Raw genomic sequence first — 18,403 nt, 5'->3', positions numbered from 1 at the left:
GGCCCCGGACCCGTCCAGCGTGGGATGACGTCGCGCGTGCCGAAGCCGTGCGGCTCACCTGCTCAGGAGGAGCACCATGGCGGACGGTCAGTGGAGTCCTGGGCGCGTGGCCGGGGACCCGGACGAATTCCTGCCCGTCCTCGACGTCATCGAGCCCGCACGTCAGCGCCGGCTCACCGTGCTGCTGCGTCTGCTCCTGCTCATCCCGCACTTCCTCGTGCTGGTCCTCCTCCATATCGCCGCCGTGTTCACGGTGATCTTCGGCTGGTTCGCCGCACTCGTTCTGGGGCGGCTGCCCGGCCCCGTGTTCGGCTATCTCGAGAAGTACCTCGGCTACCACATGCGGGTCGCGGCGAGCGAGATGCTGCTCATCGACCGCTATCCGCCGTTCGCCCTCACCCCGCCGCCGGACTACCCCGTACAGATCGAGGTGCGTCCGACGGACCTCAACCGGCTCGCCGTCTTCTTCCGTATCTTCCTCATGATTCCGGCGGCGGTCGTTCAGTCGCTCGCGACGAGCGGCTGGTTCGCGCTGTCGTTCATCTGGTGGGTCATCACGCTGATCCTCGGCCGGATGCCCCGGCCGCTCTTCGACGCGACCGCGGCGACGCTGCGCTACCACATGCGCTTCTCCGCCTACGCCCTGATGCTCACACCGGCGTACCCGCGTGGCCTCTTCGGTGACGACGACCTCGCGGTCACCGGCCTGCGTAAACGCTCCGCGACCAGGCCCCTGATCATGAGCGGCGCGGCGAAGGGCCTGGTCGTCCTGTTCCTGGTCTGCGGTCTTCTGAGCGGACTGGGTTCGTCCACGCCGTCCTGGACCACGGACGACACCGATGACTTCAGCGCCTCCGCGGGCGAATAGGGTCGCGTGACCGCGCGGTCGACGGGCATGATCGCGCGATGACATGGACAGCACCCGAAGTCACCCGGACCTCCGGATCCCTCGTCGGGAACGAGCGCGAGACACTGGAGGGATTCCTCGCCTACTACCGCAGCACGCTCCTCGGCAAGTGCGCCGGACTCACCGGACAGCAATTGGCCGAGCAGACGGTCCGCCCCTCGAACCTCACCCTGCTCGGCCTGGTGCGGCACATGGCGAAGGTCGAACGCACCTGGTTCCGTGAGCGGTTCGCCGCTCTGCCGCTCGCGCCGATGTACGCGCCGGAGCTCGGCAAGGACGCGGACTTCGAGGACCTCGCCGAGGAGCGCGCCGAGGAGGACTACACGCGCCTAGTCCAGGAGATCCGTCTGGCGGACGAGACGGTGGCCGATGCCTCGCTCGACGACACCTTCACCCACAATGGCACGCTCTACTCGCTGCGTCTCGTCCACGTCCACATGATCGCGGAGTACGCCCGGCACATCGGCCACGCGGATCTGCTGCGCGAGAGTCTGGACGGCGCCACCGGGTACTGAGCGCGGACCCGGACCATGCCGGCGGTCAGGAGGGCCGGTCGCCGGTGCCCGCCCGCCCGCGCAGGACGTCGGCGGTCCGCAGGCACCAGTCCCGGTTGTCCCGCTCGAAGGCCAGCCCGCGCAGGCAGGTGAGATACGGCCCGATCCGCTCACCGTCGCGCAGGAACTCCTCCTCGCCGACCGGGCCGCGCAGCCGGATCAGCAGGTCGGCGAGGATTTCGGTCTTGGCGGCGGCGGTCGCTGCTCGTTCCTCCAGCTCGTCGATCACGGGACCGGCGTCGACCCGGTCGACGGCCTGGACCTTGACGAGGAGGTCGTCCCGGATGAAGGAGGCTTTCGCGGTCGCGGCCGCGAAAGCCTCCAACTCCGCGAGGCCCGCTCCGGTGACCCGGAACACGCGCTTGTTGGGCCTGGTCTCCTGGACCACCTCGCGCCCGGCGACCAGCCCGTCCTGTTCCAGCTTCGACAGCTCGGCGTACACCTGCTGGGGAAGCGCGTGCCAGAAGTTCGCGACGCCGATGTCGAACGCCTTGGCCAGCTGATAGCCGCTGTACTCACCGTCCAGCAGGGCCGCGAGTACCGCGTGACGCAGAGCCATGGGCCACCCCCTTCCGTTGTTGTGCTTCTGCCTGCATCATAGTCTGAAAATTGAATAGTCAGATTCTTGAGTACGCAGAGGAGAGTCAGCCATGACGAGTGCCGACACGGCGCAACGCTTTCGCACCGCCATCGAGAAGCGTGACCAGCCGGCCCTGGAAGCGCTTTTCACCGAGGACGTCCGCTTCTACAGCCCGGTGAAGTTCACCCCGTTCGAGGGCAGGCCCATGATGCTGGGCCTCCTCGGCGTGCTGCTGCGGACGTTCGAGGACTTCCGGTACGTCGGACAGCTCGACGGTGCTGTGGACACCGCAGTGGACGGCGAACCGGCCGCTTCGGAGGTGCTCGTCTTCAGGGCCACGGTGAACGGCAAGGAGATCCACGGCATCGACCTGCTCCAGTTCGACGAGTCGGGCCGTATCAAGGAGTTCACCGTGATGGTCAGGCCGCTGTCGGCGGTCAAGGCGCTCAGCGACGCCGTCTTCGCGGGCCTGGTCGCCGACGGCCTCGTGCCGGACCCCGCGGGCGGCTGACGCGGGCGGATCACTCCCACGTTCGGGGCCGGCAACGGCATGGTGCGGATACCCGGAGCCATCGAGGCGTTACCCTGCGTCAGCTGTCGATGGATCATCAAATTTCCGAGGTGCCCTGCCAATGAACCGTATGAGTACCGTACTTGCCGCACTCGGCATCACCGCCGGGCTCCTGAGCGCGCCGGCGAGCGCCGCGACGTCCCACCTCAACGGCACGCCGGCCGCCGCGCCACGGCACGAGCCGTGCACCGGGGAGTTCCAGGGTGACGCGCGGCTCGGGCCGAAGTGGCTGCCGAAGAAGCAGCAGGCCCCCGTCGGCCCGCTGCTGAACGGTTACGAGAGGACGGGTGACCTCTCGCCCGCCGACTTCCTCAAGAAGTACTGGGAAGGCCCGGCGGAATCCGGGAGCTGGAAGTACCCGCCGAACGACGGCTTCGGCGAGGTCAACGGCGAGCTCGACAAGGAGCCCGCCAAGCTGCGCGCGGGGCAGCGGCTGGACCGCTTCGGCTCGGAGTACGGGAGCTACCTCGCCCCCGCCGGTGACGCCTACGCCGAGCGTGCGCTGCCTCCGCAGAGCCTCAACACCCGTGACGCCGCCGTCGCCTGCGACTACCGCGTCTACAAGGTCGCCAAGCCGTTCTGGGTGTGGCAGGGCAGCATCGCGCCGTGGTTCGAGCAGCCGGGCGGCGGTCAGCAGATCAAGCTCGACGCCGTGTTCCTGGACCCGGGCGAGGGCCTGCGGCTCAACGTGAAGTGGCTGCTGGACCACGGCTACCTGACGCCCGCCGGAGTCTAGGGCGATGGACCGCCCGCACCTGCGGGCCGCGCTGCGGGCTGCGGGCGTGCCCGACGGCTACTACCGCATCGAAGGCGTCCACGAACCGGTCCCCACGCCCACCGACTTCCTCTTCCTGCGGAGGTCGCCCGACGGGGTGTGGGAGACCGGTGCGTTCGAGCGCGGCACCTACGAGGTCATCGCCCGGCATCCGGACGAGCGGACGGCGTGCGCGCATCTGCTGGGGCTGCTCGTCTGACAGGCCGGCCGCGTGTCGGACCCAGGGCACCGGGAGGTACCGGCCATGGTGTTCGTATGAACACAGCAGGCATCTTGGCCGACGCGTTCGAGCGCGTCAGGGAAGCGGTGCACACGGCGGTCGACGGCCTCCCGCCCGAAGACCTCAACGCCCGGCTCGACGAGGGGGCGAATTCGATCTCCTGGCTCGTCTGGCATCTCACGCGCATCCAGGACGACCACGTGGGCGATGCGGCGGGAACCGGGCAGGTCTGGCTGTCGCAGGGCTGGGCCGAGCGGTTCGGCCTGCCCTTCGCCGAGGACGCGACCGGCTACGGTCAGACCGCCGACCAGGTCGCCGAGGTGCGGGTGGACTCGGCCGAACTCCTTCTCGGCTACTACGACGCCGTCCACGAGCGGAGCGTCGGATACGTCCGCGGCCTGGACGGCAGGGCGCTGGAACGCATCGTGGACGAGAGATGGTCACCGCCGGTCACGCTCGGCGTGCGACTGGTCAGCGTCCTGGCCGACGATCTCCAGCACGCGGGCCAGGCCGCCTTCGTCAGGGGGGCGCTCGAGCGCCGCTGACGATCTCCGTACGGCGGACCGGCCGGGAGACGCCCATGCGGGCTCCGAACTGCGGTGTCATACTCGGAGCAGTCCTCTTGACAGGGTTGTCACTGTCCGAAAGGCGTCGCGTCATGAGCTGGGCATCGTGGACGACCAGCGGTGTCTTCGCGGGAGCCGGCGGAGTCCGCACCGAAGAAGCAGGAATCGTGGGCGGCGATCTCACCGTCCATACGACATGGGCCGACGGTCAGGCCGAAGTGGCCGTGCAGTTCAGTGGAGCCTCGGACTGGTTCACCTTGGCCGGCAGCCCCGTCCGCTGCCCCACCGAACAGGCCAGCAGGGCGTTCCATCAGGCGGTCGTCGAGGCGGTGCGCGCCGGAGGCGGCGCCACGGTCCCCGATCCACGGTTCACGGAACAGGCCGCGCCCCCGCAGCCCGAAGCTCTGTGACCGTACGCCTGAGACATTCCCCTGAAAGCCTGGCCGCATGACCTTTACGCGCCTCCGTCACAGCTATCGCGCCTAGAGTGAGCCGGTGCTGCCCACGCAGGGCGGTGGCGAACACGGGGCGAGGAGCGGCTTGATGGTGCTGACGGGCGCACGGCGGACGAGGACGCGGACGAAGACGCAGCGACCGCTCTGGAAAGAACTCCCGATTCTCATCGGCGTAGCCCTGCTGCTGGCGCTGTTCATCAAGACGTTCCTGCTCCAGGCGTTCTCGATTCCGTCGGAATCGATGCAGAACACACTGCAGAAGGGCGACCGGGTCCTGGTCGACAAGCTGACCCCGTGGTTCGGCTCCGAGCCCGAACGCGGGGAGGTGATCGTCTTCCACGATCCTTCGAACTGGCTGAGGGGTGTGCCGACCGAGCCTCCCAACGCGTTCCAGGAGGTACTGGGCTTCGTCGGGGTGATGCCGTCCGCCGAGGAGAAGGACCTCATCAAGCGGGTGATCGGCGTCGCGGGGGACACCGTGGAGTGCAAGGGCGACGGCCCGGTGAAGGTCAACGGGAAGCCGCTCGACGAGCCGTACGTGTTCCCGGGCAACACCGCCTGCAGCACCGACGACGCGGGCCAGTTCAAGGTCACGGTGCCCGACGGCCGGGTCTGGGTGATGGGCGATCACCGCCAGGCGTCCGGGGATTCCCGTTACCACCAGGACGATCCCTACCGCGGCATGGTGCCGGTCGACGAGGTGGTGGGACGCGCGGTGGTGGTCGCCTGGCCGCTGACCCGCTGGGACACACTGCCGGTGCCCGACACCTTCGGCCGCTGACGACGCCTCTGCCTCCCCGCCGTGAACGGCCGGGAGGCAGAGGCGCATCGGAGACCGGGGGATCAGGCCTCGGCGTCCAGGTCCTGTGCGAGGAGCGCGGCGAGCTCGTCGACCGATGCTCCGGCGCCGTCACCCACGGCCGACAGCACCAGGGAGTCACCGTGCTGAGCCGCCAGCGCGAGCACGGAGAGCATGCTGCGGGCGTCGACAGGCTGCTGCCCCTCCCGCCCTACGGTCACCTTGACCGGCTGACGGGCTGCCGCCTGGACGAACAGCGAGGCCGGGCGGGCATGCAGGCCGCTACGGGAACCGACGGCGACGGTGCACTGGTACATGCGATCACTCCTGTGGGGTGGATGGGTGCCGGATGGCCGGCCGGTGTGCCGCTCGGCCCGGTCAGGCGGCGACGGGGATCTTCGAGGCCCCGGAAGCCGGAGCCGGGTCCTGCGCGGTTGGGCGTGTTCCCTTGAGGACGACGACCAGCGTGGTCGCCACGACCGTGCCCGCGGCGATCGCCACCAGGTAGAGGAACGGCTGGCCGATCAGCGGGACGACGAAGATGCCGCCGTGCGGTGCCCGCAGGGTGCAGCCGAAGGCCATCGACAGGGCGCCGGTGACCGCACCGCCCGCCATCACCGAGGGGATGACGCGCAGTGGGTCGGCCGCCGCGAACGGGATGGCGCCTTCACTGATGAACGACGCGCCCAGCACCCAGGCCGCACGGCCGTTCTCCCGCTCGGTCCGGGTGAACAGCCTGGCGCGCACGGTCGTCGCCAGGGCCATCCCCAGGGGCGGCACCATACCGGCGGCCATGACCGCCGCCATCACCTTGAGACTGCCGGTCGTCGGGTCGGCGAGCCCGCCGACCGCGAAGGCGTAGGCGACCTTGTTGAGGGGGCCGCCCATGTCGAAGCACATCATCAGGCCGAGCACGATGCCGAGGATGATCGCGTTGGAGCCGGAGAGCCCGTTGAGCCCGTCGGTCAGCGCCTTCTGCAGCGAGGCGATCGGCTTGCCGACCACGACGAACATGAGGAAGCCGACCACCGCTGAGGAGATCAGCGGGATCACCAGCACCGGCATGATGCCGCGCAGCGTGGGACGGACCTTCACGCGCTGGATCGCCATCACCACAGCACCGGCCAGCAGACCGGCGACGAGACCGCCCAGGAACCCCGCCTCGATGGTCAGGGCGATGGCTCCGCCGACGAACCCGGGGACGAGCGCCGGGCGGTCCGCCATGCCGTACGCGATGTAGCCCGCCAGCACCGGGACGAGGAACCCGAAGGCGGCGCCGCCGATCTGGTTGAGGAGAGCGGCCCAGCTGTCGGCCTCGCCCCACACGAAGTGATCGGCGACGGACTTCGCGCCGGCGATCTCGTACCCGCCGATGGCGAACGACAGGGCTATCAGGAGTCCGCCCGCCGCGACGAACGGCACCATGTAACTGACGCCGGACATCAGGTACGTACGCAGCCGGACACCGAAGTGCGTGCCGGCGCCGCCAGATCCGGGCACGGCGGCCTCGGAACCGCCGTCGTCGGCGGCGCCGCTGATCTCGCCCCGCTCGGCCTTGCGCCGGGCCTCGGCGATCAGTTCCGCGGGCCGGCCGATCCCCGCCTTCACCCCGACATCGACGATCGGTTTGCCGCCGAACCGGGCCTTCTCGCGCACGTCGACGTCGTGCGCCCAGATCACCGCGTCGGCGGCGGCGATGACGGACGGGTCGAGCGGCTCGAATCCGGCCGAACCCTGCGTCTCGACGCTGAGGATGATCCCTTCGGCGCGGGCCGCCGCCTCCAGCGACTCGGCGGCCATGTAGGTGTGGGCGATGCCCGTGGGACAGGAGGTGACGGCGACGATGCGGAACGGTTCGGGCGTCGCAGTCCGAGCCGCCCCTGCCGCCCCGACCGTCTCTTGCGCTTCCGTCTCCTGAGCGGGCTCCTCGGCGGCGGACGGCGGCTCGTCGCCGCGGATCAGGCCCGCCGCGACGGCAGGGTCGGCCTCCGCGCGCAGGGCGCCGGTGAAGGAGGGGTCCATCAGCCGCCGCGCCAGGCTCGACAGGATGGTGAGGTGGTCCTCGTCGGCCCCCGCGGGAGCCGCGATGAGGAAGATCAGGTCGGCGGGTCCGTCCGGCGCACCGAAGTCGATGCCCGGGCCACTGCGCCCGAACGCCAGCGTCGGAGCGCTGACGTGCGTGCTGCGGCAGTGCGGGATACCGATGCCGCCGTCCAGGCCGGTCGGCATCTGCGCCTCGCGGGCGGCCACGTCGGCGAGGAAGCCGTCGAGGTCGGTGACGCGCCCGGCGGCGACCATCCGCTCGGCCAGCGACCTCGTCGCGGCGTTCTTCGTCTCGGCGGACAGATCGAGGTCGACCAGGTCCGCGGTGATCAGCTCACTCATCGCGGGGCTCCTTGCTCGTGGACCGCCGTGGTGGCGGCAGGGGGGACGGGTGGCTGTCGGCTCGTACGGGGGATCTCGTAGTCCAGGACACGGACGTCATGGCGCGGGCTCCGTCAGCACGCGGTCCAGGGGGATGTCCGTGGTCGTGACGACCGACGACAGATCGACGTCGGCGGGAGTGGGCATCACGCTGCCGGGAAGCTGGACGGCTGCCGCGCCGTGCGCGACAGCGGCCGCGAGCGCGGACCGGCCGGAGCCCCCGGCGGCCAGGAAACCGGCGAGCGAGGCGTCCCCGGCACCGACGTTGCTGCGGACGGTCTCCACCCGGGCACTGGCGAAGTACGTGCCCGAGGCGTCCACCAGAAGCTGCCCGTCGGCTCCGAGGCTGGCCAGTACGGCCCGCGCCCCCCGCCCGCGCAGTTCCTCGGCGGCCTTGACCGCGTCCCCGACCGTCGCGAGAGGCCGGCCGACGGCTTCGGAGAGTTCCTCGGCGTTGGGCTTGATCACGTCCGGGCGCTCGGGGAGTGCGGCGAGCAGGGCGGCCCCGGAGCTGTCCAGGGCGATCCGCGCACCGGCCCGGTGGCTGCGCGCCACCAGTTCGGCGTACCACTCGGGGGGAAGGCCCCTCGGCAGGCTGCCGCAGCAGGCGATCCAGTCGGTGTCCGACGAGCGGGTCCGCACCGTCTCAAGGAGGGTCTCGGCCTCGGACTCCGTGATCTCGGGCCCGGTCGCGTTGACCTTGGTGAGGGTGCCGTCCGGTTCGACGAGCGTGATGTTGACGCGGGTGCTGCCCGCGATCGGCACACCGGCGGCCTCGATCCCGTGCTCCCCGAGAAGCCGGGCGAGCAGGGCCCCCTCGGGCCCGCCCAGGGGAGCGACCGCGACCGTACGGTGGCCGGCCGCCGCCACCGCGCGGGAGACGTTGATCCCCTTGCCACCGGGATCGACCCGGTCCCCGGTGGCGCGAAGGACCGCGCCCCGGGTGAGGTCCCGCAGCTCGTAGGTGCGGTCGAGGCTCGGATTGGGGGTGACGGTGAGGATCATGCGCGTATCACTTCCGTGCCCCGGCTCTCGATGGCCCGGGCGTCCTCGGGGCTGAGCCCCGTATCGGTGATGAGCAGGTCGACGTGGGAGAGATCGCCGAAGCGGGCGAAGTGCTCCTGGCCGAACTTGCCCGAGTCGGCCAGGAGCACGACCCGGCGGGCAGCCGAGATCATGGCGCGCTTCACGGCGGCCTCGGCGAGGTCCGGGGTGGTCAGACCGCCTTCGGCCGAGAAGCCGTTGGTGGCCAGGAGGACGACGTCAGCGTTGATCTCGGCGTAGGCGCTGAGGGCCCAGGCGTCGACGGCCGCGCGCGTACGGTGGCGGACCCTGCCGCCGACGAGGTGCAGCGCGATCCCGGGATGGTCGGCGAGGCGCGCGGCCACGGGCAGGGCGTGGGTCACCACCGTCAGGGTCGATTCGAGCGGGAGCGCGGCGGCCAGCCGGGCCGTGGTGGTGCCTGCGTCGATGATCACGTTGCCGTCGACGGGCAGCTCGCCCAGCGCGGCGGCGGCGATCCGGTCCTTCTCGTCCGCGGCCACGACGTCGCGTTCGGCGAGGTCGGGCTCGAAACCGAGCCGGCCGGCCGGAATCGCCCCGCCGTGCACCCGGCGCAGCAGCCCGGCCCGGTCGAGCGCCTTGAGGTCACGCCGCACGGTCTCGGCGGTCACCTGGAATTCCTCTGCGAGGGAGAGGACGTCGACGCGTCCGCTCTCCTGGGCGAGGCGGAGGATTTCCTGCTGCCGCTCCGGTGCGTACATGTGGTTTCGTGTCCGTTCCATGCCCGAGTCTGTGGTTTCGCGATCAGGTTACGTCCGGGGTGCCGGAAAGTAAACAGATTCGGGGGACGAGCGGGCATGAACGGACTTCGGGGCGTCACACGGCCGGTGCGCAGCACACAGCGCACCGGGACGCCGACCACGTCCCGGTGCGTGCTCTTCTCCGCTCAGCGGACCGGCGGCGCCCCTTCCGACAGGGGACGCACGAGCAGGGGGATCCCCGGTGCCTGGTGTCCGCCGCTGGCCAGCATGCGTACCTCGCCGCGGTAGCTGATCTCCGCGCGCACGATCCCGGTGTCGTCCTCGTACACCGGGTATCCGCCGGCCCCTGACCGGTCGGTCATCCGGACGACGACCACGTCGTCCGCCGCGCCGTGCGTCTGGAAGATCAGCTCGTAACTGTCCGGGTAATCCATGGGGGCCTCCCGACCGGACGCCGGCTGGAGCCGGTGTCCGTGGTTGTGCTCTCCATTGTTTCGCACCCTCGACCGCGGCGCGCCCGGGCGGGATGACGCCAACGGGGGAGCCGCCCGGTCGATCGGGTGACCCGTCCCGCGGGTCGACATGACCGGCCGGTGCCGGGGCTAGTCATGCGTGTATGAGCCTTGAATTCCGACGAAAAACCACACTCTCCCCGCGCGCCCGCCGTCTCCGCGTCGCCGCAGGCGCGCTGTGCGCCGTCGTCGCCTCCGCCCTGGTCGCGGGCTGCGGTCAGGAGGGTGGCGATCAGACAGGGGCGGCCACCTCGGAGGCCGCCAAGGTCATTCCGCAACAGACGACCTCCCCGTCCCCGAGCCCCTCCGGCAGCCCGAAGCTGACCGAGAACCAGACCGAGCGCAAGAACCTCCTCCAGGCAACCAAGGTCACCTTCGACAAGGCGGCGAAGGTGGCGGTCGGGGCCGTACCGAACAGCAAGCTGGTCGAGCTCGACCTGGAGGGCCTGGACGACGACACCGACCGGCGTACCGACGCGAGCGAGAGTCCCTCGCCGACGGGGACCGCCAGCCCCGCCGGGACGGCGAGTCCGACCGGCAGTCCGACCGGCGTGGCCACTCCTGGCGGAACCGCCTCCCCGAGCGGCAGCCCCAGCCCGAGTGGCACCGGCCCGCAGTGGGTCGCCGAGGTCGTGGAGACGGACGGCGCCGCGCACACCATCCGCATCGACGGGGTCTCCGGCAAGGTGATCGAGTCGGAGCCCGACGCCGACCAGGACGCCGCCGACAAGAGCCAGATGGCCGACTGGATCGCCGAGGCCAAGCAGACGCCCGCGCAGGCGGCCAAGGTGGCGACGGACAAGAAGAAGGGGACTGTCACGTCGATGGGCCTGGACACGAACGACGACGACACCCTGGTGTGGGCGGTCGATGTCGTGGCCAAGGACTGGAACAAGACCGAATTCGAGGTCGACGCGGTCAGCGGCTCGATCGTCCGCGAGGAGACCGTCCGCGACTGACGCCGACATCGGGCGGCGCAGCCCTGCCCGCGGCGGTGGCGGGCCGGCCCCGGCTCGCCACCGCCCCCTTACGTGGGCCACGCGCTGCTCCCCAGGACCGTCGGGTCAGGGGAGCAGCGCCTGTGGGTCCAGCGGCCGTTCGTAGGACAGCCCCGGGTGGCCGTCGAGCACGGTCTCACCGGTGCGCACGAAACCGGTGCGGGTCAGCACGGCCTGGGAGCGGGCGTTGTCCAGGGTCGTCGAGGCCCGCAGCGCCGTCAGGCCGTAGTCGGTGGCGGCCAGGACGCATATGCGGTGGACCGCGGTCGTGGCCAGGCCCCGCCCGGCTGCCTTCTCCGCGATGCGGTACCCGAGGTCGGCGGAACCGTCCGCGACGTCCACCAGGTTCACCCGGCCCAGCACCTCGCCGTCCGCACCCACCAGCACGTGGAAGTAGCACAGCCCCTCGGCCTGTTCGGCCAGGAGGCTGCTGTGCCGTGCGTCGAACCGTGCGAAGTAGTCGTCGCCGCGGTCCGGGACCGAGGCGGCGAAGTAGGCGCGGTTCTCCTGCTCGAAGGCGAACAGGGCTGCGGCGTGATCGGGGCGCAGGAGCTGGAGTTCGGGCATGGGGGCGAGTCTTCCACGGCCTGTGCACACGCGGAACTGCCGGGTGGTGAGGGCCCGTCGGACCCTCACCACCCGGCAGTGACACCGCGGCCGAGGCCAGGGGATCAGTACGCGCCGAAGACGTTGTCGATGGAGCCGTACCTGTCGGCGGCGTAGTTGCACGCCGCGGTGATGTTGGCGACCGGGTCGAAGCTGTCCATCGACGTGCCGGGCACGTGGTACGCCTGGAACGTCGGGTCGATCACCTGAAGGAGGCCCTTGGACGGGGTGCCCGCAGCTGCGTTCGAGTCCCAGTTGTTGACGACCTGCGGGTTGCCCGAGGACTCACGCATGATGTTGCGGTGGATGCCCTCGTAGGTGCCGGGGATGCCGTTCGCTGCCATGACGGCCAGCGACTCCTTGATCCAGCCGTCGAGGTCGTTCGTGTACGTCGCGGGCGCGGCGGCCGGGGCGGCTGCCGGAGCGGCGGCGGGAGCGGCGGCCTTCTTCGCGACGGGAGCGCTCGACCGCTCCGAGCGGTCGGCGCGGTCGGCGCGGTCGGCCGTCGCGGTGCGCTCGGACGAACCCGAGGCCTTGGCCTTCGACTTGGCGCCGATCGCCAGCTCGAGGCCCGGGCGAATAAGCCCGGGATTGTCGCCGACGGCCTTCTTGTTGTCCTTGTACAGCCGCTGCCAGCCGCCGTCCAGGGAATGCCCGTCGGCGATCTTGTACAGGGAATCACCCTTGACGACGGAATAGGTGGTGATTCCGGCCTTCTGCGCGGTGATTGCCTTGGCGGGGGCGGCCGCCGATACACCCGCCCTTTCGGCGGTGACGGACTGTGCCGGTGCGGCGGACGCGGTGGTGGCGCCGATCACCGGAAGTGCGAGAACGGCTCCGCCTGCGGTTACGGCGACGAGGCCACGGGACAGCGGGCTGCGCTTGGTACGGCGGTGCTTACCCATCGTGGGCATGGTGAATTCCTCTCCGGTGCCTACGAGGTGAGCTGTCGGGTTCAGGCTGGAGATGCCTGGCCGCAGGTGACTGCGACTTAACCCCGAGCCGTTCCGCATAACGGATCGGCGACTTACCTGGGTCCCCCGCTCCTGCCGGGCGTGAGTGGTCTGGGTTTCCGGACAGCGGCAGGATTCGGCGTTCCATCCGGATTGAGGGTGACCGTAGGCGAGAAATGCCGAAAGGGACAAGTCCCGAATTCCGGATCACAATTCATTTGCAAGATCGAAAAACATGATCGTGAATGGATTCACCCGAACCGCGAAGCCAACTCTCTTCTCGCGCAAGGGATCCGCGGTGCATGTCGGGAATCTGCCGATCGTGGACGTGACGCTGGCCACTGAGTCCGAAAAGGGCGATTTGCGCGAAGGTGATACCGGTGCGGTTCGGGTGAAATGAATGCTATGGGTTATAGAAGATTATTGCTTCAAAAGTCCGTATTGGGATTATTTAGTCATATGTGTACGGCTCGGGTGCCCGGGGTAGGGCCGGAGCGATCCTCCGTACGGCGGCAGCGGCAGGCATCGAGGACGTCGACAGGCGATCGAGCGCTTCCGCCGGGACCGTGACATGGCGGCCGAGCGGCACACGGACGCCCGGGACCGGCTGCGTACCTGCATCGCGTCCGGCATGGCAGCCGGCCCGCAGGACCAGCCGCCACGGCTTCTCTTCGAGTGCTGGCCCCGCACCCTGCGCGACCCGAAGGCCGCCGGCCTGGACAGCGTCCTGACGGAACGCCAGATCGGCGTGTACCAGGGGATCCTGGTGCTCGGTGAGACTCAGGGGCACTTCGCGCTGTCGGACATCGCGCACACGAGTCGGACTTCGTGGCGATGGAGGACGGGTATCAGATGGACGTGCCGGCGGGCCGCCGCTCACGACCGGAGGTCGTCAGTGCGCTGCGCTCGTATGCGCGGGCCGCGACGGGGTGCGTACCGGGGGAGCGGGGCGCGGGCTTCTAGCCGGGTACTTCCGTGCGCTCCCACCATTCGTAGACCGGCAACGGGCCCTCCGTCGTTTCCTTCCGGCGGTCCGTCGCCCTGAAGTGCTCGTACCCGCCCCGGAACGGGATCTTGACGTCGAGCCCGGACTCGGTGACGGGGACGATCCGCTCGGGGAGATCCCCGGGGCCGCCTTCGAGGGCGGCTTTCGTTACGTTGGCCATGGGGAAAGTCTGCCCGGAGCGCTGCCCGCCTCCGCCGTGACGCGCCGACGTCACGGCATCGCGCGGGAGGGCGGAGCGACGGGCGGCCGCGCATCCGTTCAGGTCCGGGCGTGAGTGGTGATGTCGGCGGTGAACTCCGCGATGACCGCGGGGGTGACCGTCGGCCGGCACTGGCTGAGCGCGGCGAGATAGTCGTCGGTGTCCGCGCCGGCCTCGGCCACATCGCGTTCGAAGGCGGCCTGGGCGGCGGTGCGTGCCGCGTGCTCGATATCTGCCGGGGTGAAGAGCTCGCTCGCCGCGACCAGCGCGTCCACGTCGACGTCGTCCCGCCGTGCCGAATGCCGGGACCAGATCGCCGCCCGCGCCGCCACGTCCGGGGTGCCGATCGGGACCAGGTAGTCGAAGCGACCCGGACGGAGGAAGGCCGGGTCCAGTGAGCGGATGGAGTTGGTGGCGCACACCAGCAGCCGCTCGTCGTGCTCCCGGAAACCGGGGATGAGCTTGAGGAGTTCGTTGGTGACGCCGTGCATACCCGGCTCCTGGCGCTCGCCGCGTACGGGGGCGATCTCCTCGACCTCGTCGATGAAGACCAGCACCCGTTCCAGTTCCGCTATCCGGGCGAACGCCGTGCGCAGGGCGGCCGCGAGATTGCCCTCGTCGGCGAGGCGGGACGGCAGCAGTTCTACGAAAGGCCACCCGAGACGTGAGGCGATGGCCCGGGCGAACGTCGTCTTCCCGGTCCCCGGTGGACCGAAGAGGGCGATCGCGCGGGGCGGGACGACTCCGTGCCGTGCCGCACGCTCCGGCTCGGCCAGCGGCATGACGACACGGCGCTCGATCAGGCTCTTCTCCGCCGCCATGCCGGCCACCTTGTCCCACAGGTCACCGGACAGCACCCGGCCGCCCAGCTCCTGAATGAGGTCGGCCGGCGTACCCGTGGCCGGCTCCGCCTTCTCGAAGTAGGCGACGGCGGGGCGCCTCGTGTAACCGGCCTTGCGCAGACCCTCGCCGAGCATCTCCTCCTCCGCGAGCACGTAGGCGATGCGGCGCACCCGCGCCTCGATCAGCCGGCGCTCCAGCTCCACCAGCAGTGCGCTGGCCAGGCCCCGGCCGCGCCAGGCCGGTTCGATGGCGATCCGCATCACCCAGGCACGGCCTCCCGAGACGTGCGCCAGGGCCGCGCCGATGGGACGGCCGCGGTGGACGGCGACCACCGCGGGCTGACGGGACGTCAGCGCGCTGATGCACTCCGCGAGGGAGAAGACGGACTCCTGTCCGAGGTCCGCCGTCGTGTCGATGAGATGGACGACCGCCGCCAGATCGTCCTCGCGATAGTCATGGATGAGCCAGTTCACATGCCGCTCCTCGCCGCTGGGTGGTCCCGGAGACGCTAGATCCCCGGTGGCCCGCCGTCGTGCGCCGCGGAGGACAACGCCACGGGCGCAGTCGTACGAAAGGGAAGCGGTGCCAGCGGTTGACTTACGGGACGGGGCCGCCCGCCGGAGCTCAGGTGAGGTCGCGCGCGGCCTTGAACCGGGCGAGGGAATCAGCCAGTTGCACGACCTGCTCCGGGTAGGCGTACTCGTCCCGGGCTGAAGCCGGCAGCTTCCACGGCTCGTGGACCGCGCCGCCCTCCAGGCCGCGGAGCTCGGGAACCCAACGGCGTACGTACGTGCCATCGGGGTCGTACCTCTTGCCCTGGATGACAGGGTTGAGTACGCGGTTGGGACGGCTGTCCGTGCCCGTACCCGCCACCCACTGCCAGTTCAGCTGGTTATTGGCGATGTCGCCGTCCACCAGCAGGTCGAGGAAGTGGGTGGCGCCGATCCGCCAGTCGACGTACAGGGTCTTGGCGAGGAAACTCGCGGCGAGCAGGCGGCCCCGGTTGTGCATCCATCCCTCGTGGCGCAGCTGGCGCATGGCGGCGTCCACGACCGGATAGCCGGTACGGCCCTCCCGCCACGCGGCGATGTCGCCGGCCGCGGACCGTTCGGTGCGCCAGTGGTCCCGCCGCGTCCGGTAGTCGGCGTGCGCGGCCGCAGGACGGGCGGCCAGGACTTGATGGTGGAAGTCCCGCCAGCACAGCTGGCGTACGAAGGCGTCGGCGCCCGGTCCGCCCGCCGCGCGAGCCCGGTGGATCAGCTCGACGGGGGAGAGGGTCCCGAAGTGCAGGTCGGGGGAGAGCCTGGAGGTCGAGTCGCCCGCGAGGTCGTCCTGGCGGTCCTGGTACTCCTCGATCCCGTCGCGGTACCACCCGGCGAGCCGCTTCCTCGCCGCGTCCTCACCGCCCGTGGCCAGCCCTTCGGCGACACCCGTCACGGCCGTACGGTCGGGGACGGCCTCCGAGCCGGGGCCGTCCGGCACGCGAACCGCGCGGGGGGCCGCGAACACCTCACGCAGGGGCTGTCCGGACCACCGCCGGAAGTACGGGGTGAACACGGCGAAGTGGTCGGAACCCGACCCCGAAGGAGTCACCGTGCCCGGGGCGACGGCTGTGACCACGGCGTCATGGACGTGCAGACGGCATCCCTGAGACTCCAGGGCGGTCCGGAGCCGCTCCTCGCGCAGATGTGCGTACGTCGTCACCCCGGCGGCCATGTGGACGTCCCTGGCCCCCGACTCGGCGGCGACCCGGCACACCTCGTCGGCCGGCCTGCCCGAGCGGATCACCAGACGCCCGCCGCGGTCACGGAGACCGGCGTCGAGGTCACCGAGACAGTCGGCGAGGAAGGCCCGGCGGTTGGGCACACCGAAGCCCAGGTCCGCGATGTGGCCGTCGAGGACGAACAGCGGCACCACCTCGTCCGCGGCCGCGAGTGCCGCGTGCAGCGGCGGATTGTCGTGGAGCCGCAGGTTGGAGGTGAACAGGACGACTGCGACGGTCATGGGGGAACCTCTGACGGGAAGCGAAGGGGGAACGCTGACACCTTCTGTCCCGCCGCACCGTTTGGTTGCGGCAGTCAGTCGAGAGCAGCGGATTTCACGCGGGCGGGTGACGTCTCCTTGGTGGCCGCGAGGGCGATCCTGCGGGCCATGCCGCCGAAGACGACGGCGTGGAACGGTGAGACGCTCCACCAGTAGAGGTGGCCCAGGAGCCCGCGCGGGTGGAAGACGGCCCGCTGGCGGTAGTGGGACCTTCCGTCCGAGGCCTCCTCGCAGTACAACTCCAGCCAGGCCAGACCGGGCAGACGCATCTCCGCGCGAAGCCGCAGAAGCCGTCCCCGTTCGATCTCCTCGACCCGCCAGAAATCGAGCGAGTCCCCCACTCTGAGCCGCTCGGCGTCCCGTCTGCCCCGGCGCAGCCCGACTCCGCCGACCAGCCGGTCCAGCCATCCCCGTACGGCCCAGGCCAGCGGGAACGAGTACCAGCCGTTCTCACCGCCGATTCCCTCGATGACGTGCCAGAGCGCTTCGGGCGGGGCGTCCACGGTGCGTTCCCGCACATCCGTGTAGAGGCTTCCGCCCGCCCAGCCGGGGTCGGTCGGCAGCGGATCGCTCGGAATGCCGGGGGTCGATGCCGAGGACCAGCGGGTCGTCACCTGGGCCTCGCGGACCCGCTGCAGGGCGAGGGAGAGCGCGGTCGCGAACGGGAAAGGCTGCCCGGGGCCGTCGGGTACGTACCTGGCGATGTCGTGCTCGTTGCACACGACCTCGTGGCGCAGCGACTCGGCGAGCGGACGGGCGAGCGACCGCGGGACCGGGGTGACCAGCCCGATCCAGTGGCTGGAGAGTCGCGGAGTGAGCATGGGCACCGGCAGGATCAGCCGGTGCGGCAGCCTCGCCACCTGTGCGTACCGTTCCATCATGTCGCGGTACGTGATGACGTCCGGGCCGCCGATGTCGAAGGAGCGGCTCACCTCGTCCGGCATCCGCGCACTGCCCACGAGATAGCGCAGCACGTCGCGTACGGCGATCGGCTGGATCCTCGTCGACACCCAGCTCGGCGTGACCATGACCGGCAGCCGCTCGGTGAGATAGCGCAGCATCTCGAAGGACGCGGACCCCGAACCGATGATGACGGCGGCGCGCAGTGCGGTGGTCGGCACCCCCGATGCGAGGAGGATTCTGCCCACCTCGGCCCTGGAACGCAGGTGCGGCGACAGCTCCGCCTCGGGGACGTCCGACGGAGTGAGACCGCCGAGATAGACGATGCGCCGGACACCCGCTGCCCGTGCCTCACGGCCGAAGGTGCGGGCGGCCTCGCGATCCGTCTCCTCGAAGCCGGTACCGGCGCCCAGCGCGTGCACCAGGTAGTAGGCGACATCGATGTCCCGCAGGGCCGGGCGGAGTGAATCCGCGTCGGTGACGTCCCCCTTGACGACTTCCGCCCGGGCCGCCCACGGGTAGTCCCGCAGCTTCTCCGGAGTGCGTGCCAGGCAGCGCACGCTGTGCCCCGCGTCCAGCAGCTCGGGGACGAGTCGGCCGCCGATGTACCCGGTCGCCCCCGTCACCAGGCACCGCAACCCGGTCCCGCTCTCCTGGCTCCGCATAACGCCTCCGCTTCGGCTCGTGTCGTCCCTCCCACTGTGTACGCACGGCGGCGGTCCGGCTTCC

At 70.4% G+C, this 18,403-nt stretch carries 22 protein-coding genes and 1 riboswitch; of the genes, 10 read left to right on the top strand and 12 right to left on the bottom strand.

What is annotated here, in order from left to right; translation table 11 throughout:
- Nucleotides 1–76 precede the first annotated feature (76 nt).
- Together AB0C82_RS29760 and AB0C82_RS29755 are read left to right on the top strand one after the other, a co-directional pair.
- Nucleotides 77–868: a DUF4389 domain-containing protein gene (locus tag AB0C82_RS29760; protein ID WP_362847811.1), complete on the top strand. Its 792-nt coding sequence runs from the start codon at nt 77–79 to the stop codon at nt 866–868.
- 38 nt (nt 869–906) lie between these two features.
- The gene (locus AB0C82_RS29755) at nt 907–1,422 is read left to right on the top strand and encodes a DinB family protein (protein WP_362847808.1); all 516 of its coding nucleotides are present in this window, start codon (nt 907–909) and stop codon (nt 1,420–1,422) included.
- Nucleotides 1,423–1,447: 25 nt separating this feature from the next.
- Here the strand turns inward: AB0C82_RS29755 and AB0C82_RS29750 are convergent, their stop codons facing one another.
- Nucleotides 1,448–2,020, bottom strand: a complete 573-nt coding sequence (locus AB0C82_RS29750) for a PadR family transcriptional regulator (protein ID WP_362847805.1) — start codon at nt 2,018–2,020, stop codon at nt 1,448–1,450.
- 91 nt (nt 2,021–2,111) lie between these two features.
- On the opposite strand from AB0C82_RS29750, the gene AB0C82_RS29745 reads away from it, so the two are divergent.
- From AB0C82_RS29745 to lepB, 6 genes are all read left to right on the top strand, one after another.
- A complete protein-coding gene (locus AB0C82_RS29745; protein ID WP_362847802.1) occupies nt 2,112–2,552 on the top strand; it encodes a nuclear transport factor 2 family protein in 441 nt (146 codons plus the stop codon).
- A gap of 121 nt (nt 2,553–2,673) precedes the next feature.
- On the top strand, nt 2,674–3,348 hold the full coding sequence (locus tag AB0C82_RS29740; protein WP_362847799.1) for a TNT domain-containing protein: 675 nt from the start codon (nt 2,674–2,676) through the stop codon (nt 3,346–3,348).
- Nucleotides 3,349–3,352: 4 nt separating this feature from the next.
- Nucleotides 3,353–3,586, top strand: coding sequence for a hypothetical protein (locus AB0C82_RS29735; protein ID WP_362847796.1), 234 nt, complete (start codon nt 3,353–3,355; stop codon nt 3,584–3,586).
- Nucleotides 3,587–3,642: 56 nt separating this feature from the next.
- Nucleotides 3,643–4,152, top strand: coding sequence for a DUF664 domain-containing protein (locus AB0C82_RS29730; RefSeq protein WP_362847794.1), 510 nt, complete (start codon nt 3,643–3,645; stop codon nt 4,150–4,152).
- Nucleotides 4,153–4,265: 113 nt separating this feature from the next.
- The gene (locus AB0C82_RS29725) at nt 4,266–4,583 is read left to right on the top strand and encodes a hypothetical protein (protein ID WP_362847791.1); all 318 of its coding nucleotides are present in this window, start codon (nt 4,266–4,268) and stop codon (nt 4,581–4,583) included.
- Between the two features lie 133 nt (nt 4,584–4,716).
- Complete coding sequence (gene lepB / locus AB0C82_RS29720; protein WP_362847987.1) at nt 4,717–5,409, top strand: signal peptidase I; 693 nt, start codon at nt 4,717–4,719, stop codon at nt 5,407–5,409.
- A 62-nt stretch (nt 5,410–5,471) separates the two neighbouring features.
- Here lepB and AB0C82_RS29715 read toward each other — a convergent pair whose 3' ends face one another.
- The 5 genes from AB0C82_RS29715 to AB0C82_RS29695 form a co-directional block, all read right to left on the bottom strand.
- Complete coding sequence (locus tag AB0C82_RS29715) at nt 5,472–5,744, bottom strand: HPr family phosphocarrier protein (RefSeq protein WP_362847788.1); 273 nt, start codon at nt 5,742–5,744, stop codon at nt 5,472–5,474.
- A gap of 61 nt (nt 5,745–5,805) precedes the next feature.
- Nucleotides 5,806–7,812, bottom strand: coding sequence for a fructose-specific PTS transporter subunit EIIC (locus AB0C82_RS29710; protein ID WP_362847786.1), 2,007 nt, complete (start codon nt 7,810–7,812; stop codon nt 5,806–5,808).
- Between the two features lie 96 nt (nt 7,813–7,908).
- Nucleotides 7,909–8,856 carry a 1-phosphofructokinase gene (gene pfkB / locus AB0C82_RS29705; RefSeq protein ID WP_362847783.1) on the bottom strand — a complete coding sequence of 316 codons (948 nt, stop codon included), beginning with the start codon at nt 8,854–8,856 and terminating at the stop codon, nt 7,909–7,911.
- Complete coding sequence (locus tag AB0C82_RS29700) at nt 8,853–9,614, bottom strand: DeoR/GlpR family DNA-binding transcription regulator (RefSeq protein WP_362847984.1); 762 nt, start codon at nt 9,612–9,614, stop codon at nt 8,853–8,855. Before AB0C82_RS29700 ends, pfkB begins: the two co-directional genes overlap by 4 nt.
- A gap of 185 nt (nt 9,615–9,799) precedes the next feature.
- Nucleotides 9,800–10,048 (bottom strand): DUF6296 family protein, encoded by a 249-nt coding sequence (locus AB0C82_RS29695; protein ID WP_362847780.1) that lies wholly within the window; start codon nt 10,046–10,048, stop codon nt 9,800–9,802.
- 182 nt (nt 10,049–10,230) lie between these two features.
- On the opposite strand from AB0C82_RS29695, the gene AB0C82_RS29690 reads away from it, so the two are divergent.
- Nucleotides 10,231–11,085, top strand: a complete 855-nt coding sequence (locus tag AB0C82_RS29690) for a PepSY domain-containing protein (RefSeq protein ID WP_362847778.1) — start codon at nt 10,231–10,233, stop codon at nt 11,083–11,085.
- 105 nt (nt 11,086–11,190) lie between these two features.
- Here AB0C82_RS29690 and AB0C82_RS29685 read toward each other — a convergent pair whose 3' ends face one another.
- Complete coding sequence (locus AB0C82_RS29685) at nt 11,191–11,691, bottom strand: GNAT family N-acetyltransferase (RefSeq protein ID WP_362847775.1); 501 nt, start codon at nt 11,689–11,691, stop codon at nt 11,191–11,193.
- Nucleotides 11,692–11,795: 104 nt separating this feature from the next.
- Nucleotides 11,796–12,644, bottom strand: a complete 849-nt coding sequence (locus AB0C82_RS29680; RefSeq protein WP_362847772.1) for a transglycosylase SLT domain-containing protein — start codon at nt 12,642–12,644, stop codon at nt 11,796–11,798.
- A 4-nt stretch (nt 12,645–12,648) separates the two neighbouring features.
- Nucleotides 12,649–12,835, bottom strand: a riboswitch (cyclic di-AMP (ydaO/yuaA leader).
- Nucleotides 12,836–12,918: 83 nt separating this feature from the next.
- On the opposite strand from AB0C82_RS29680, the gene AB0C82_RS29675 reads away from it, so the two are divergent.
- Nucleotides 12,919–13,083: a hypothetical protein gene (locus AB0C82_RS29675; protein WP_362847769.1), complete on the top strand. Its 165-nt coding sequence runs from the start codon at nt 12,919–12,921 to the stop codon at nt 13,081–13,083.
- Nucleotides 13,084–13,642: 559 nt separating this feature from the next.
- Here the strand turns inward: AB0C82_RS29675 and AB0C82_RS29670 are convergent.
- From AB0C82_RS29670 to AB0C82_RS29655, 4 genes are all read right to left on the bottom strand, one after another.
- On the bottom strand, nt 13,643–13,849 hold the full coding sequence (locus tag AB0C82_RS29670; protein WP_362847767.1) for a DUF5988 family protein: 207 nt from the start codon (nt 13,847–13,849) through the stop codon (nt 13,643–13,645).
- A gap of 98 nt (nt 13,850–13,947) precedes the next feature.
- On the bottom strand, nt 13,948–15,204 hold the full coding sequence (locus AB0C82_RS29665; RefSeq protein WP_362847764.1) for a bifunctional GNAT family N-acetyltransferase/ATP-binding protein: 1,257 nt from the start codon (nt 15,202–15,204) through the stop codon (nt 13,948–13,950).
- A 151-nt stretch (nt 15,205–15,355) separates the two neighbouring features.
- Entirely contained in the window at nt 15,356–16,735 is a 1,380-nt protein-coding gene (locus AB0C82_RS29660) for a deoxyribodipyrimidine photo-lyase (protein ID WP_362847761.1), read from the bottom strand.
- Between the two features lie 74 nt (nt 16,736–16,809).
- Nucleotides 16,810–18,339: an SDR family oxidoreductase gene (locus AB0C82_RS29655; RefSeq protein WP_362847758.1), complete on the bottom strand. Its 1,530-nt coding sequence runs from the start codon at nt 18,337–18,339 to the stop codon at nt 16,810–16,812.
- Nucleotides 18,340–18,403: the final 64 nt, after the last annotated feature.

The organism is Streptomyces sp. NPDC048560, from assembly GCF_040650955.1.
Taxonomy (GTDB): domain Bacteria; phylum Actinomycetota; class Actinomycetes; order Streptomycetales; family Streptomycetaceae; genus Streptomyces.
Note: the sequence above shows the minus strand (reverse complement) of the source record. Positions and strands in the feature narration are given on the sequence as shown.